Source organism: Pseudomonas sp. N2-3-1-14, from assembly GCF_041228395.1.
Taxonomy (GTDB): Bacteria; Pseudomonadota; Gammaproteobacteria; order Pseudomonadales; family Pseudomonadaceae; genus Aquipseudomonas.
This window is the reverse complement of record NZ_CP166199.1, coordinates 5060279-5073418: the sequence shown is the minus strand read 5'-3', so window position 1 is coordinate 5073418 and position 13140 is coordinate 5060279. Positions and strand designations below refer to the sequence as shown.

Annotated in this window: 12 protein-coding genes; 4 read left to right on the top strand and 8 right to left on the bottom strand. The window is 61.2% G+C overall.

The genetic code is table 11. The features are described 5' to 3' along the window. Window positions 1-36: 36 nt before the first annotated feature. Window positions 37-1560: a fumarate hydratase gene (locus AB5I78_RS23490; RefSeq protein ID WP_369302100.1), complete on the bottom strand. Its 1524-nt coding sequence runs from the start codon at window positions 1558-1560 to the stop codon at window positions 37-39. Between the two features lie 215 nt (window positions 1561-1775). On the opposite strand from AB5I78_RS23490, the gene AB5I78_RS23485 reads away from it, so the two are divergent. Beyond that, window positions 1776-2708, top strand: a complete 933-nt coding sequence (locus AB5I78_RS23485; RefSeq protein ID WP_262209804.1) for an iron-sulfur-binding ferredoxin reductase — start codon at window positions 1776-1778, stop codon at window positions 2706-2708. A gap of 30 nt (window positions 2709-2738) precedes the next feature. Further along, the gene (locus AB5I78_RS23480) at window positions 2739-3488 is read left to right on the top strand and encodes an enoyl-CoA hydratase-related protein (protein ID WP_145165396.1); all 750 of its coding nucleotides are present in this window, start codon (window positions 2739-2741) and stop codon (window positions 3486-3488) included. Window positions 3489-3683: 195 nt separating this feature from the next. Here the strand turns inward: AB5I78_RS23480 and pyk are convergent, their stop codons facing one another. Further along, window positions 3684-5135, bottom strand: coding sequence for a pyruvate kinase (pyk, locus tag AB5I78_RS23475; RefSeq protein WP_106578361.1), 1452 nt, complete (start codon window positions 5133-5135; stop codon window positions 3684-3686). A 175-nt stretch (window positions 5136-5310) separates the two neighbouring features. Here pyk and AB5I78_RS23470 point away from each other — a divergent pair, with 175 nt between their 5' ends. Then, complete coding sequence (locus tag AB5I78_RS23470) at window positions 5311-5685, top strand: tol-pal system YbgF family protein (RefSeq protein ID WP_106578362.1); 375 nt, start codon at window positions 5311-5313, stop codon at window positions 5683-5685. A gap of 223 nt (window positions 5686-5908) precedes the next feature. Beyond that, complete coding sequence (locus AB5I78_RS23465) at window positions 5909-6268, top strand: PilZ domain-containing protein (RefSeq protein ID WP_145165394.1); 360 nt, start codon at window positions 5909-5911, stop codon at window positions 6266-6268. Between the two features lie 69 nt (window positions 6269-6337). On the opposite strand, the gene AB5I78_RS23460 is transcribed toward AB5I78_RS23465, so the two are convergent. The 6 genes from AB5I78_RS23460 to AB5I78_RS23435 are packed head-to-tail and all read right to left on the bottom strand — an operon-like array spanning window position 6338 to window position 13005. Further along, the gene (locus tag AB5I78_RS23460; RefSeq protein ID WP_369302099.1) at window positions 6338-7669 is read right to left on the bottom strand and encodes a DUF58 domain-containing protein; all 1332 of its coding nucleotides are present in this window, start codon (window positions 7667-7669) and stop codon (window positions 6338-6340) included. A 7-nt stretch (window positions 7670-7676) separates the two neighbouring features. Next, window positions 7677-8672, bottom strand: a complete 996-nt coding sequence (locus AB5I78_RS23455) for an AAA family ATPase (protein ID WP_369302098.1) — start codon at window positions 8670-8672, stop codon at window positions 7677-7679. Then, window positions 8669-9826 carry a DUF4350 domain-containing protein gene (locus AB5I78_RS23450; protein WP_369302097.1) on the bottom strand — a complete coding sequence of 386 codons (1158 nt, stop codon included), beginning with the start codon at window positions 9824-9826 and terminating at the stop codon, window positions 8669-8671. Before AB5I78_RS23450 ends, AB5I78_RS23455 begins: the two co-directional genes overlap by 4 nt. Further along, window positions 9823-11349, bottom strand: coding sequence for a DUF4129 domain-containing protein (locus AB5I78_RS23445; protein ID WP_369302096.1), 1527 nt, complete (start codon window positions 11347-11349; stop codon window positions 9823-9825). Before AB5I78_RS23445 ends, AB5I78_RS23450 begins: the two co-directional genes overlap by 4 nt. Next, window positions 11336-12316 (bottom strand): stage II sporulation protein M, encoded by a 981-nt coding sequence (locus AB5I78_RS23440; RefSeq protein ID WP_369302095.1) that lies wholly within the window; start codon window positions 12314-12316, stop codon window positions 11336-11338. Before AB5I78_RS23440 ends, AB5I78_RS23445 begins: the two co-directional genes overlap by 14 nt. Continuing rightward, a complete protein-coding gene (locus AB5I78_RS23435; RefSeq protein ID WP_242199964.1) occupies window positions 12313-13005 on the bottom strand; it encodes an RDD family protein in 693 nt (230 codons plus the stop codon). Before AB5I78_RS23435 ends, AB5I78_RS23440 begins: the two co-directional genes overlap by 4 nt. Window positions 13006-13140 lie beyond the last annotated feature (135 nt).

Here is a 13140-nt window from a genome sequence, read left to right as displayed (position 1 = left end):
TGGGCCGCAGTCGCCTTTATCCTCGCAGTGAAGTGCTTACTGCACTTCTACCGCCAGGCTTTCACTGATCTTTTTCTGCCAGATGGCAGGACCGGTGATGTGTACGGATTCGCCCTTGCTGTCCACCGCCACGGTGACCGGCATGTCCTTGACGTCGAACTCGTAGATCGCTTCCATGCCCAGTTCGGCGAACGCGACTACGCGCGACTTCTTGATGGCTTGCGCCACCAGGTATGCCGCACCGCCCACAGCCATCAAGTACACGGCTTTGTGGTCCTTGATCGCTTCGATGGCGGTCGGGCCGCGCTCGGATTTGCCGATCATGCCCAGCAGGCCGGTCTGCTCGAGGATCTGACGGGTGAACTTGTCCATCCGCGTGGCGGTGGTCGGGCCAGCCGGGCCAACCACTTCTTCGCGCACCGGATCAACCGGGCCGACGTAGTAGATGAAGCGACCCTTGAGGTCTACCGGCAGGGGTTCGCCCTTGTTCAGCATCTCGACCATGCGCTTGTGCGCCGCGTCGCGACCGGTGAGCATCTTGCCGTTGAGCAACACGGTTTCGCCTGGCTTCCAGCTTTGCACTTCTTCCGGGGTCAGCGTGTCGAGGTTGACGCGGCGGGCCGATGGGCCGGCTTCCCAGACGATTTGCGGGTAGGCGTCCAGCGATGGCGCTTCCAGCGACGCCGGGCCCGAACCGTCGAGCACGAAGTGTGCGTGACGGGTGGCGGCGCAGTTGGGGATCATGCACACCGGCAGCGAGGCGGCGTGGGTCGGGTAGTCCATGATTTTCACGTCGAGCACGGTGGTCAGGCCACCCAGGCCCTGGGCGCCGATGCCCAGTTGGTTGACCTTCTCGAACAGCTCCAGACGCATCTCTTCGATACGGTTCTGCGGGCCGCGCTTTTTCAGCTCGTGGATGTCGATGGATTCCATCAACACTTCCTTGGCCATCACCGCAGCTTTCTCGGCGGTGCCGCCGATGCCGATGCCCAGCATGCCCGGTGGGCACCAGCCGGCGCCCATGGTCGGAACGGTCTTGAGCACCCAGTCGACGATCGAGTCGGACGGGTTGAGCATGGCCATTTTCGACTTGTTCTCGGAACCGCCGCCCTTGGCTGCCACGTCCACTTCCACGGTGTTACCCGGGACGATGGAGTAGTGGATCACGGCCGGGGTGTTGTCCTTGGTGTTTTTACGCGCACCTGCCGGGTCGGCGAGGATCGATGCACGCAGGACGTTTTCCGGCAGGTTGTAGGCGCGACGCACGCCCTCGTTGATCATGTCGTCCAGGCCCATGGTGGCGCCATCCCAACGTACGTCCATGCCCACGCGCACGAACACGGTGACGATACCGGTGTCCTGGCAGATCGGGCGATGGCCGGTGGCGCACATGCGCGAGTTGATCAGGATCTGCGCAATGGAGTCACGGGCTGCCGGCGATTCTTCGCGCAGGTAGGCTTCGTGCATCGCCTGGATGAAGTCAACGGGGTGGTAGTAGGAAATGAATTGCAGGGCGTCGGCAACGCTCTGAATCAGGTCGTCTTGCTTGATCACGGTCATGAGTCGCGCTCCTCTATAAGGGAACATTCAATAAAGGTGGCTCAGTGGGGTACATCGGTCGGCTGAGTCCACCTTTCCAAGGCACGCCGTAGGTGCAGGCGCGACGCTAAAAAGGCGCGGCAGTATAACCCGGCGCGGTGGCCGATACACCCGACTATGGTCAAACTGTCGCAGGCATGATTCCCTGTGCGCGCCCCTTCTGATTGAGACCTTATATGCCTGAACTGCACGTCGGCGAACGCCACTGGTCGGTAGCCACCGGCAGCAACTTGCTGGATGCCCTGAATCTGGCGGGTGTGGCCGTGCCTTACAGTTGTCGGGCGGGCAGTTGCCATGCGTGCCTGGTGCGCTGCCAGGGTGCGGTCGAGGACAAACAACCCGACGCCTTGAGCCCGGCGCAACGTCAGCAGGGGTGGCGTTTGGCGTGCCAATGCCAGGTTGTCGGGGACGTGCAAGTCGAAACGTTCGACCCGCTGCGTGACGGTTTGCCCGCCAAGGTGGTGGGCGTCGACTGGTTGAATGCGAGTGTGTTGCGCCTGCGCTTGCAACCGGAGCGTGGCCTGCGTTATCGCGCCGGGCAGCATCTGGTGGTGTGGGCTGGACAGGTGGCGCGGCCCTATTCGCTGGCGAGCTTGCCTCAGGAAGATCCCTTCCTGGAGTTTCACCTCGATTGCCGTCAGCCCGGTGAATTCATAAATATTGCCCGCCAGTTGCAAGTGGGAGACGACCTGCGCCTGGGCGAGTTGAGGGGCGGGGCGCTGCAATACGATCCCGACTGGCATTCGCGGCCGCTATGGCTGCTGGCCGCCGGCACCGGGCTTGGGCCGTTGTGGGGCGTGCTGCGCGAGGCGTTGCGCCAGGATCATCAGGGCGCTATCCGTGTGATTCACCTGGCTCATGATGCCGACGCGCATTACCTGGCCGAGCCCCTGGCGCAGTTGGCTTTGCAGCATCCGAACGTGACCGTGGAGCTGTGGACTGCGGCTGAGTTGACCCAGGCATTGGCGCAACTGCGGCTTGTTTCGCGGCAAACTCTGGCCTTACTCTGCGGGCACCCTGTCAGCGTCGAGGCGTTTTCCAAACGCTTGTTCCTGGCCGGTCTGCCGCGCAATCAACTGCTGGCCGATGTGTTTGTGCCCCGTGGTTGAGCGCTGACTTCTACAGCCGCGAGATCCACCATGACCGACGCCATCCTGCTGCAACGCGAACGCGGGCTGCTGACCTTGCAGCTCAACCGCCCGGACAAGAAAAACGCCCTGACCCGCGCCATGTACACGCAATTGGCTCACGCGTTGGAGCAGGCCGACGCGGACCCAGACATCCGTGCCGTGCTGATTCAGGGCAGCCGTGAGTGTTTTACCGCCGGTAATGATATCGGCGATTTCCTCGAACAGCCGCCCAGCGACCTCGACAGCCCGCCGTTTCACTTTATGAAAAGCCTGCTCAATTGCCGCAAGCCAGTGATCGCTGCTGTGGCCGGCGCGGCGGTGGGCATCGGCACGACCCTGCTGCTGCATTGCGACCTGGTCTATATCAGCCGCGACGCGCGCTTGCGCATGCCATTCGTCAACCTTGGGCTGTGTCCGGAATTTGGCTCAAGCCTGATCCTGCCGCGATTGCTCGGGCATGCCAAAGCGGCTGAGCTGTTGCTGCTGGGCGAGGGATTCACCGGTGAGCAGGCGGCCGCGTGGGGCATTGCCACGCAGGCGTTGAGCAGCGGTGAAGCGGCGCTGGCCAAGGCGCGTGAAGTGGCTGAACGTTTTGAGACGCTGGCGCCGGGGGCAGTGCAAGTCAGCAAACATTTGATGAAAAGTGTAGATCGCGAGCAGTTGCGCCAAGTGATTGAAGAGGAGGGGGCGTTGTTTACGCAGCGGTTGAAATCGCCGGAGGCGATTGCGGCGTTGTCGGCTTTTGTCACCAGGCGCTAGATTTTGTCGATTGTTCTGACGTCTTCGCGAGCAAGCTAGCTCCCACATTCGAGCGTGTTTCTTCAGGGTGTGTGCGGTCAAATGTGGGAGCGGGCTTGCTCGCGAGGAGGCCAGTGACGCCAACACAACCGCCAGCCTGACATGCAAAAAGCCCCGCCATTCTCATGGCGGGGCTTTTATTTTTCAGCCTGTCACTCAGACCATTGGGTCGCCAACGTGCAGGATCTTCATGCCGTTGGTGCCACCGATGGTGTGGTAGCTGTCGCCCTTGGTCAGGATGACCCAGTCGCCTTTCTCCACAACGCCGCGCTTGATCAGTTCGTCGATGGCAGCCTGGCTGACTTCATGCGGCGGCAACGAGGCCGGGTCGAACGGCACGGTGTACACGCCACGGAACATGGCCGCACGGGCCTGGGTTTCACGGTGCGGGGAGAACGCGTAGATCGGCACCGAGGAACGGATGCGCGACATGATCAACGGCGTGTAGCCACTTTCGGTCAAGGCGATGATCGCTTTAACGCCCGGGAAGTGGTTGGCAGTGTACATGGCTGCCAGGGCGATGCTCTGGTCGCAGCTTTCGAACACTTTGCCGATGCGGTGGCTGGAGGTCTTGCTGGTCGGGTGCTTTTCGGCACCGACGCAGATCCGCGCCATGGCTTGTACGGCTTCCAACGGGTACGGGCCGGCAGCACTTTCAGCCGAGAGCATCACGGCGTCGGTGTAGTCGAGCACGGCGTTGGCTACGTCGGACACTTCGGCGCGGGTTGGCATCGGGTTCTGGATCATCGACTCCATCATCTGGGTCGCCACGATCACCGCTTTGTTATGGCGGCGGGCGTGCAGGATGATCTTTTTCTGGATGCCGATCAGCTCGGCGTCACCGATTTCCACGCCCAGGTCGCCACGCGCAACCATTACAGCGTCGGAAGCCTTGATCAGGCCGTCGAGGGTTTCGTCATCGGCAACGGCTTCGGCGCGTTCGATCTTCGCTACCAGCCAGGCAGTACCGCCGGCTTCGTCGCGCAGTTTACGGGCGTATTCCATGTCGGCAGCGTCGCGCGGGAAGGATACGGCGAGGTAGTCCACTTCCATTTCGGCGGCGAGCTTGATGTCGGCCTTGTCTTTTTCAGTCAACGCCGGCGCCGTCAGGCCACCGCCGCGACGGTTGATGCCTTTGTGGTCGGACAGCGGGCCACCGATGATCACGGTGCAGTGCAGTTCGGTCGGGGTGGCGGTGTCGACGCGCATGACCACGCGGCCATCGTCCAGCAGCAGTTCGTCGCCGACGCCGCAGTCCTTGACCAGATCCGGGTAGTCGATACCCACGACTTGCTGGTTGCCTTCGGTCAGCGGATGGCTGGTGGAGAAGGTGAACTTGTCACCGATCTTCAGCTCGATACGCTTGTTGGCGAATTTGGCGATACGGATTTTCGGGCCTTGCAGGTCACCCAGCAGCGCCACGAAGCGGCCGTGCTTGGCGGCCAGGTCACGCACCAGCTTGGCGCGAGCCTTGTGCTCGTCCGGGGTGCCGTGGGAGAAGTTCAGACGGGCAACGTCCAAACCAGCCAGAATCAGCTGTTCGAGGACTTCCGGCGAGTTACTGGCCGGGCCAAGGGTGGCGACGATTTTGGTACGACGGACGGACATGCACAGACTCCTGAGTTCAAGCGCTGGAGAAGGCTACTATGCTCTTTCGTTGTAGTCATTGTTCGTTTGCACTACTTATCGACGATTGGCTTGTTTTTGCAGCGGTTGAATAGACGAACATCCTTGAAGATTTTCGACGAGGGGTCGATACACTGCTCAAGACAGGAGAACCCCCATGCGAATTTTGCTCGTTGCTGCCCTGGCCGTCAGTGTTGTCGGCTGTACCCGCTGGTCGATGGACCACCATTTGAACAACGCTTACCGTGCCTATGGGGTGGGTGATTGCGAGCGCGTCACGCTGGAATTGTCCCAGGTTGACCGCGAGAGCCGCACCCGTCGCTACGTGCAACCGGAGGTCTCGATGTTGCGCGGCCAATGCCTGGAGCGGCAGAAATTGTTCGTCGATGCTGTCCAGACCTACCAATTCATCATCAGCCAGTACCCGACAAGTGAGTACGCCTACCGTGCGCGAGCCCGGCTCGACACCCTGCAGCAGTTGGGGCATTACCCCGGCGCCAGTGCTGCACAGACACGGCCGGCGTCGTTGTAATGATATTTGTCATGCTACAGCTGGCCCGTCGCCAGTCTTGAGCTATCCTTTGGGTGTTCGTTTGTACAAGTTTCTATTCGAACGAATGCGAGGCCCGGATTCGGCAGTTGTTTAGTGACCATAGCGACGTCTGTTGGCACACCGAGATCCAGGGAGAGCGAGCCATTGGCTCGTTCCGAATCACTGGACCGGCCAGGGCATGGCCATTGGATGGCGATCTCACATGTTTACCCACCGACGGATCGAGCGGCACCAGCTACCTTGCTTCCTGCAGGTATTCAACCGTGTTACCGATAAACCTATCGGTTTTCTGGGCAACGCGTCCGAAAGTGGGCTGATGTTGATCAGCCAGTTGCCCATGATGGTCGACGTGGATTTCGAGTTGCGTCTGAAAATTCCTGGCCCGACCGGCGAGTGCCAGGCAATTGACCTGACCGCGACCTGCTTGTGGAGCCATGAAGACATCAACCCGCAGCATTACGACTCGGGATTCAGCGTGATCGAGGCGGGCGAAGAGTACAGCCAGCTGATCAGCGCCTTGTTGAATTACTTCAGCTTCGATCCGTTACAGGCATCCGCTTAGGCATTGAACGTGTTGGCCCGGGTTGGATCGTTAGCCCGGCCTTGGCAAGGTGTTTGTGTCAGCACGCTTTTAGAACACTCCGGCTTTTTTCCAACCCAGATAACGCGTGACGAGCGCGGCCCCCAACGCTGATGGCGGCGTGTCCAGTACGGATAACCCATGGGCGCTCAACCGGTCGTGGAGTTCGTTGCGTGCATTGAGGTAGTCGACCGTCCCGCAATAAGCCAATGCTTCAGGCAGGGTTTGCACCGGGGCCTGGCGCAAATCATCGAGTACTTCCTCCCGAAGGCTCGCCACCAGTACCCGATGCTGTCGGCTGATGCGCTTGACCGCTGTCAGCAGAGCTTCATCGTCCTCATCGCGCAGATTGGTGACCACGATCACCAGCGCCCGGCGTTTTTGCCGAGCCAGCAGTTGGCTGGCCGCAGCTTGATAGTCGGCCGTGCGGCGGGTGGTATCCAGGTCGTACACCGCATTGAGCAGCAGGTTCAGCTGGCCGCTGCCCTTGACCGGCGCCAGGTAACGCGGCTGGTCACTGGCAAAGGTGCTCAGCCCCACGGCATCGCCCTGACGCAGCGCGACATAACTGAGCAACAGGCAGGCGTTGAGTGCATGGTCGAAATGTGACAAATCGCCGTCCTGACTGCGCATGCGTCGACCGCAATCGAGCATGAACACAATCTGCTGGTCGCGCTCATCCTGGTATTCACGGGCGATGGGTGTGCGTTGTCGTGCGGTGGCCTTCCAATCGATCTGACGCAGGCTGTCGCCCTCGCGAAATTCGCGCAGTTGGTGGAATTCCAGCCCCAGGCCCCTGCGCTGGCGTTGGCGCACGCCGAGTTGGCTGAGCCAGTTATCCACACCGAGCAACTGTGCGCCGTATAAGTGGGCGAAATCCGGGTAGACGCGAGTCGTATCGCTGACCTCGACAAATTGCCGTGCCGACCATAGCCCAATGGGGCTGGGCAGATGAATTTCACAGCGGCTGAAGCTGAAGTGTCCACGGCGCAAAGGCCGCAGGCGGTAGCCCAGTTCGCAGTGTTCACCGGGGCGCAGTTCAATGCTTTGGGGCAGGTTTTCCATGCTCAAGCCGTCAGGAACATGATCGAACACCTTCACTGTGATTGGTTGCGAGTGATCGTGCGTCAGGGTCAGGCGCACTTCCCCCCAGCGTCCGAGTGCCAGGCTGCCCGGCATTTGCCGTTGTACTTGCACACCGGGGCGACGCCGCAGGCGCACGGCATCCAGCAGCGCCAGCAGCAACAGTGCCAGTAACAAGCCCCAGGCTATCGAGTGCAGCGTGTCGGGCGCGTTAAGCTGCAGCGCCGTTGCGGCGCCGAGCAGGATGTTCAGGCCCAGCAGCACGCTCAGCCAGCTGAGCAACAGGCGGGTCGGCTTCATGGACGAGTCACTGCCGGGGCGCCGCGATCTGGTCCAGCAGTTGCTGGAGCACTTGGTCTACCTCGAGCCCGTCGATGTCCAGTTCCGGCGCAATGCGCACCCGGTGACGCAGTACAGCCAGCGCGCACCCCTTGATATCGTCAGGGGTGACGAATTCACCGCCACGCAACAAAGCGCGTGCCCGGGCCCCGCGAACCAGGGCGATGGAGGCCCGAGGGCCGGCGCCGATGGCCAGCCCAGGCCACGTGCGGGTGGCTCGCGCCAGGCGCACGGCGTAGTCGAGGACTTGCTCATCCAGCGCCAGTTCGCTCGCAACCTGCTGCAGGTGCAACACGTCCTGGGCCTGCAGCACTGTACGTAGCGGGTGCACATCGAGCATGTCTGCCCGGGACGAGCGAGTCACTTCGCGCACCATCTCCAGTTCTTGCCGAGCATCGGGGTAGTCCATGCGCACTTTGAGCATGAAACGGTCGAGTTCGGCTTCGGGCAGGGGGTAAGTACCTTCCTGTTCGATAGGGTTCTGGGTCGCCAGCACCATGAAAGGCTGACCGATAGGCAGCGCCTCGCCTTCGAGAGTGACTTGGCGCTCCTGCATGGCTTCAAGCAAGGCGGCTTGAGTCTTGGCCGGAGCGCGGTTGATTTCATCGGCCAGCAGCAAGTGAGTGAACAGCGGCCCCTTGCGCAGCTTGAACTGCTCGGTGTGCAGGTCATACACGGCGTGGCCGGTGACATCGCTGGGCATCAGGTCCGGTGTGAACTGGATACGCGCGAAATCACCACCAAAGCAACTTGCCAGGGCGCGCACCAGCAACGTCTTGCCCAGGCCGGGTACGCCTTCGAGCAGGACATGACCGCCAGCGATCAGCGCGGTCAGTACGTCGTCGATCACCTGATCCTGGCCAATCACCGCCTTGCGCAGTTCAACGCGCAGGGCCTGTGCCTGCTGGCTGGCGTGTTGAAGGCTTTCGGCGGTAGGGGCAGTGGCTGCAGGGAGTTCGCTCATAGGGCATTCCTGAGGGTTTGCAGGCATGCCACCTGACGGCTGAAATCGGCGCTGGTGAGCCGTTTTGCCGGGAGTGGGCCTAGGGCCTGACTGATGATGTGGGAGGGTTGGCGCGTCAGGCGTTCGAGTACCTGCCACTGTTGAGCGGTGTCGAGGTGTTCAAAGCCAGGGTGACGTCGGCGGGCAGCGCGCTGAATGTCACGCTGCAGGGCGTGCAAGAGCGTGCCCTGGCCGGTGCGACGCAGCAGGAAATCGGCGCTGGCCTTCAAATGCTCCTGCAACTGCCGACGTGCCCTGGGCGCAGGCGCCTGGATCGGGCCCTGGCGCAGGCCGGTCTGCCAGAGTGCCAGGGCAATCAGCGCCAGGAGTGCCACCAAGGCTTGGGGGAAATAGCGCATCAACAGGGTCAACAGGCTGTCTACGTCGCTGTTGAACAACAAGGTCACGTCAGTACCTTGGTTGAGGTACCACAGCAGCCAGGCGTTATCGTGTTGGCCGATGCCCGGGGTTTTCCACAGCTCGCTGTCGGTTACCACGGTTACGGTGCCATGCCCGAGATTGCGTTGCATGAGGTGGCTGGATTTGGCGCTGTTGGCTGAAAACTGTGCCAGGTGTTTGGGATCGGTGAGGTTGAAGTCGATATCGAAACTGAAGTACGCCGGGGCGGTTTCATTGTCGACGTAGAGTTTGGTCAGGTCCGGCGTTTTCTTTTTGCGCGTCGTGGCTGGTTCATCGAAGGTTTCGCTCAATGTCTGGTGGATGTTCAACCGATCAAGCAGCAGGTCGCCGCTTTTACCTGTCTCTTCATCCCACAGCGCTTCGGCGACCACCAGCAAATGGCCACCGGACTTCGCCCACTCCAGCAGATGATCCACCTGGCGTGGGGTCATGTTAGCGCGATCACCCAACAGCAGAAGGCTGTGGCCTTGTGGCGGGAGGTGAGCGAGGCGTTCAAGGCTATTGGCATGCTCGACGCTCAGGCCTTGCTGGCGCAGAAAGTACTCTGCCGCCAAATAGGGATTCTCCCGCGCTTGGGGCGATGGGCCGCGATCAACCACTTCGTCATAAGGGATCGCTTTGTGCCAGGCATAAAATGCACCGGCCCCCAGCAGGCACGCCAGCAGTACACCTGCCCACAGTAACAGGCGGTTCATTGCGCGGCGTCCGACTTGAACAACGCACGCCAGTCGCTGCAGAGCTTTTGCTGGGCGGCGAGCGGGGGCAGCCGGTGGCCGTAGGCCAGGTTCTGCCAGTGGCGTGTCAGCTCATCACTGAACACCAGCAGCTGCGGTTGTTGTAATTGGTGAACACGCTCCAGGACCTGGCCTTCGGTGTCGGCGGTTTTCAGTGGCATGTTGTAGTCATGCAACAGGTGGCTGAGCAGGCCCCGGTATAGAAGGCTGAGGGCTTGCCGTGGTTGTGTGGGCCATAAGTGTTCGGCAGTGCTGGCGATGTCGTCGGGCAAAGTGTCTATGCCCAGTTCCAGGCCGAATAACTGCGTTGGAGCGGGCTTGGTAACCCTGGGTTGACTGATTGCGCGCCGACTGACAAAAGCCTGCAACCCGTAGCGGTAGTGCCAACCGAGCAACGCGAGGCCTCCAATCAACAGGCTCCACAGGAGTATTTCCAATCCCTGGCCTACGTGTTTGAAGGTGTTGCTGTTGAGGTGATCGAGCAGTGCCTGTAACCATCCGGGTAATTTGCCCTCACCGTGCGCGGTGCCTTTGGCCGCAGGCTGGTCTTCGCCGAAGCGATAGCGGGTGACGGTTTCCGGGTTTTTGAACGGGGGGAGGGCCAGCAGGGTCTTGATGGATTGACTCGCAGCCGGGGTGCTCAGTTGCTTTGGGCTACTGGACTCATCCGCCATGACCAGTGGGCTGGCCTGCAGCATCAGTCCGACCGCCAACAGCAGTAGCGTCGCCACGCTGCCCAGGCGCTGGCGTAAACGCCGGAATACCAGTTCCAGGTCCCAGGCCTCCAGTACGGTACGGCGGTTGAGGTACAGGCTGAAACCGCAGGCGACGTATATAGGCTCCCAGAACACCAATATCAGCGCATAGAACGCGTTGCCCAGATGCTCCAGCCACAGCCCTTGCGAACGGGTGGCGAGCGCTAGCCGTTGCCAGTCCCAATCCCGTTCAAGTTGTTCAGGAATGAAGAGGTAGAACAGCGCCATGCAGCCAAACCACAGGCCGATTTCCAGGTGCATGCCAATGATTGTCAGCCAGCGCGCGGCCCCTGCGTTGCGTTGTAACAGCACGCCAAGGCGGTGTTGACGCGCCTGGCCACCCAGGCCTTCGAGTTGGCTCACTGGCAGCACGAAACTGCGGCTCAGGCTCAGACGCCGCCAGGTCAGGCTGACCAGCAGCTGGCTTTTCAGCAGTCGCGGCCAATGACGCACGGCTTGTTTGGCGCTGGGTGTTTCACCAAACAGTGCCTTGGACAGGATGTACAACGGCAGCCGATCGAACGCCGGCTTGAGCCACCAGAACAGAAAAACAGCGGCAAAGGGAGACTCCCATAACACCACGGTGAGCAACGCAAATACCGGCAAGCTCACCAGCGCCCAACTGCTCATCAACAGCCAGCGATGCTCCCTGGCCATCAACACGCCAAGGTCCATGGCCTCCCAGGCAGTGCGGGGGCGAATTACCACGCTGGCATCACTCAGGCGCATGGTGAACCCGCCCTGCAAGAATCAGGTAAGCGGCCACCAGTAGCCAAAGCGCGGCGCCCACCAGGTATTTGATCCAAGGTGTGATAGCGGTGGTGGAAGACCAATACGCCTCTATCAACGCAGCGATCAGCAGGAACACCATCACACCGCAGAGCATCTGCACGCTTTTGCGCGCCGCCAACCGCAGGGATTCGCTGCGAGCGAGCGGTCCCGGAGCGATCAGCGACCACCCCAGTTGCAAACCCGCAGCGCCGGCCAGGGCGATGGCGGTCAGCTCGAATGCACCGTGGCCGATGACAAACGACCAGAAGGTCTGGCCATAGCCAATTTCGGTGAGATGGCCGCAGATTGCGCCGATGATCAAGCCGTTGAAAATCAGAAAAAACACGCTGCCAAGACCAAACAGTAACCCGGCTGCAAAGGTCTGGAAGGCGATGCCGATGTTGTGCATCACGTAGTAGCCGAACATCATCCAGTTTTCGCTGGAGGCTCGCTCGGCGGCACGCCCAAGGCGGCTGGCAGCGGGGTCGTACATGCTTTGCATCTCGGCGACCTGCTGGGCGCTGACGATGCTGTAGATCAGGTCGGGAAACAGGTAAACCAGCAGGGCTATTCCCAGCAGGCTGCCGAAAAACAACAGGCCGGCGATTAACACGAAGCGCCATTGCTCTCGTACCAGGCGCGGGAAGTCGGCCAGGACGAAACTCAGAACCTTCGCTCCCAATTGACTGCGATGGCGATAGAGCTGCTGGTGGCCGCGCAGCGCCAATTGCTGCAGCGGATCTACCAGATAACTGCTGTAGCCACGCTCCTGTGCCAGCGCGAGGTGCTGGCAAAGGCGTCGATAGTGATGGGGAAAGTCCGCCACGTCGCTGGCCTTGGCCTTGCCTTGCTCCAACTGTGTCAGTTGCGCTTCAAAGGCTTGCCATTGGGGCTGGTGACGGCTTTCGAACAGGCTCTGCTTCATGTCGGCCCCAGCAAGCCACGGGCCACACCATTGAGTTGCTCTACGGCGCGTGCAGGGGACACCTGCAGAGGGGCCGCGAGGATGGACGCCAGTTCATGCACCCGTTCGGTAGAGAGTTCGCCCTGGCGTTCGGCGAAGCCGAGAATGGCGCGCTGTTCGCTCAGATCAAGGGCGAAGGGCAGGCGCAACGCAGCCGCTTGGGGTATCCGGGGGCGGGCCAGTGATTGTTCGCGGTAGATCACCAGGGTGCCGGCGGCGAGGTCGCCGAGCCGTTTGAAATGAGGGTGTTGCAGGCAACTGATGGCGCCGAGGAAGTAGCCGAAGGGCAGCATGTCGACAAAGCGCAGCAGGTTGCGGATCAGCGAGGCGGACCAGCCGACAGGCGTGCCATCGTCCTGTACGACCCGCAGGCCCATGACCTGCTTGCCTGGAGAGCAGCCTTGATTGAGCACTTCGAACAAGACCATGTACCACCAGCTGACCAGAAACAGCAGCAATGAACCCAGGCCAATACCAATATTGCCCAACAGGGCCAGTGGCACGAGCAGGATGCCCATGACCAAGCCACGCAAGCCCAGGTCGAAAGCAAAGGCCAGTACCCGCGGCGGCAGGCCTGCCGGACGCAAGGGCAGATCTATGCCTTCAGGGGTCTCGATCTGGTAGCGGGTATCCAAAGGGTTTTTCGGCATTGCGATCCCTGGCAGTGCGAAGCGGCTAAGAGACACGGATGCTAGCAGTGTCGTCGGTGGAAGCAACCATTCAAGGTTTTGCTGGATATTTGTACAGCTAAGGTATCACTGGCCCCGGACGGCCAACAGCGCCTA

What these genes read in the sequence shown, in the direction of transcription:
- AB5I78_RS23490 (WP_369302100.1), bottom strand. Translation starts at nt 1,560, where the DNA reads ATGACCGTGATCAAGCAAGACGACCTGATTCAGAGCGTTGCCGACGCC.
- AB5I78_RS23485 (WP_262209804.1), top strand. Translation starts at nt 1,776, where the DNA reads ATGCCTGAACTGCACGTCGGCGAACGCCACTGGTCGGTAGCCACCGGC.
- AB5I78_RS23480 (WP_145165396.1), top strand. Translation starts at nt 2,739, where the DNA reads ATGACCGACGCCATCCTGCTGCAACGCGAACGCGGGCTGCTGACCTTG.
- pyk (WP_106578361.1), bottom strand. Translation starts at nt 5,135, where the DNA reads ATGTCCGTCCGTCGTACCAAAATCGTCGCCACCCTTGGCCCGGCCAGT.
- AB5I78_RS23470 (WP_106578362.1), top strand. Translation starts at nt 5,311, where the DNA reads ATGCGAATTTTGCTCGTTGCTGCCCTGGCCGTCAGTGTTGTCGGCTGT.
- AB5I78_RS23465 (WP_145165394.1), top strand. Translation starts at nt 5,909, where the DNA reads ATGTTTACCCACCGACGGATCGAGCGGCACCAGCTACCTTGCTTCCTG.
- AB5I78_RS23460 (WP_369302099.1), bottom strand. Translation starts at nt 7,669, where the DNA reads ATGAAGCCGACCCGCCTGTTGCTCAGCTGGCTGAGCGTGCTGCTGGGC.
- AB5I78_RS23455 (WP_369302098.1), bottom strand. Translation starts at nt 8,672, where the DNA reads ATGAGCGAACTCCCTGCAGCCACTGCCCCTACCGCCGAAAGCCTTCAA.
- AB5I78_RS23450 (WP_369302097.1), bottom strand. Translation starts at nt 9,826, where the DNA reads ATGAACCGCCTGTTACTGTGGGCAGGTGTACTGCTGGCGTGCCTGCTG.
- AB5I78_RS23445 (WP_369302096.1), bottom strand. Translation starts at nt 11,349, where the DNA reads ATGCGCCTGAGTGATGCCAGCGTGGTAATTCGCCCCCGCACTGCCTGG.
- AB5I78_RS23440 (WP_369302095.1), bottom strand. Translation starts at nt 12,316, where the DNA reads ATGAAGCAGAGCCTGTTCGAAAGCCGTCACCAGCCCCAATGGCAAGCC.
- AB5I78_RS23435 (WP_242199964.1), bottom strand. Translation starts at nt 13,005, where the DNA reads ATGCCGAAAAACCCTTTGGATACCCGCTACCAGATCGAGACCCCTGAA.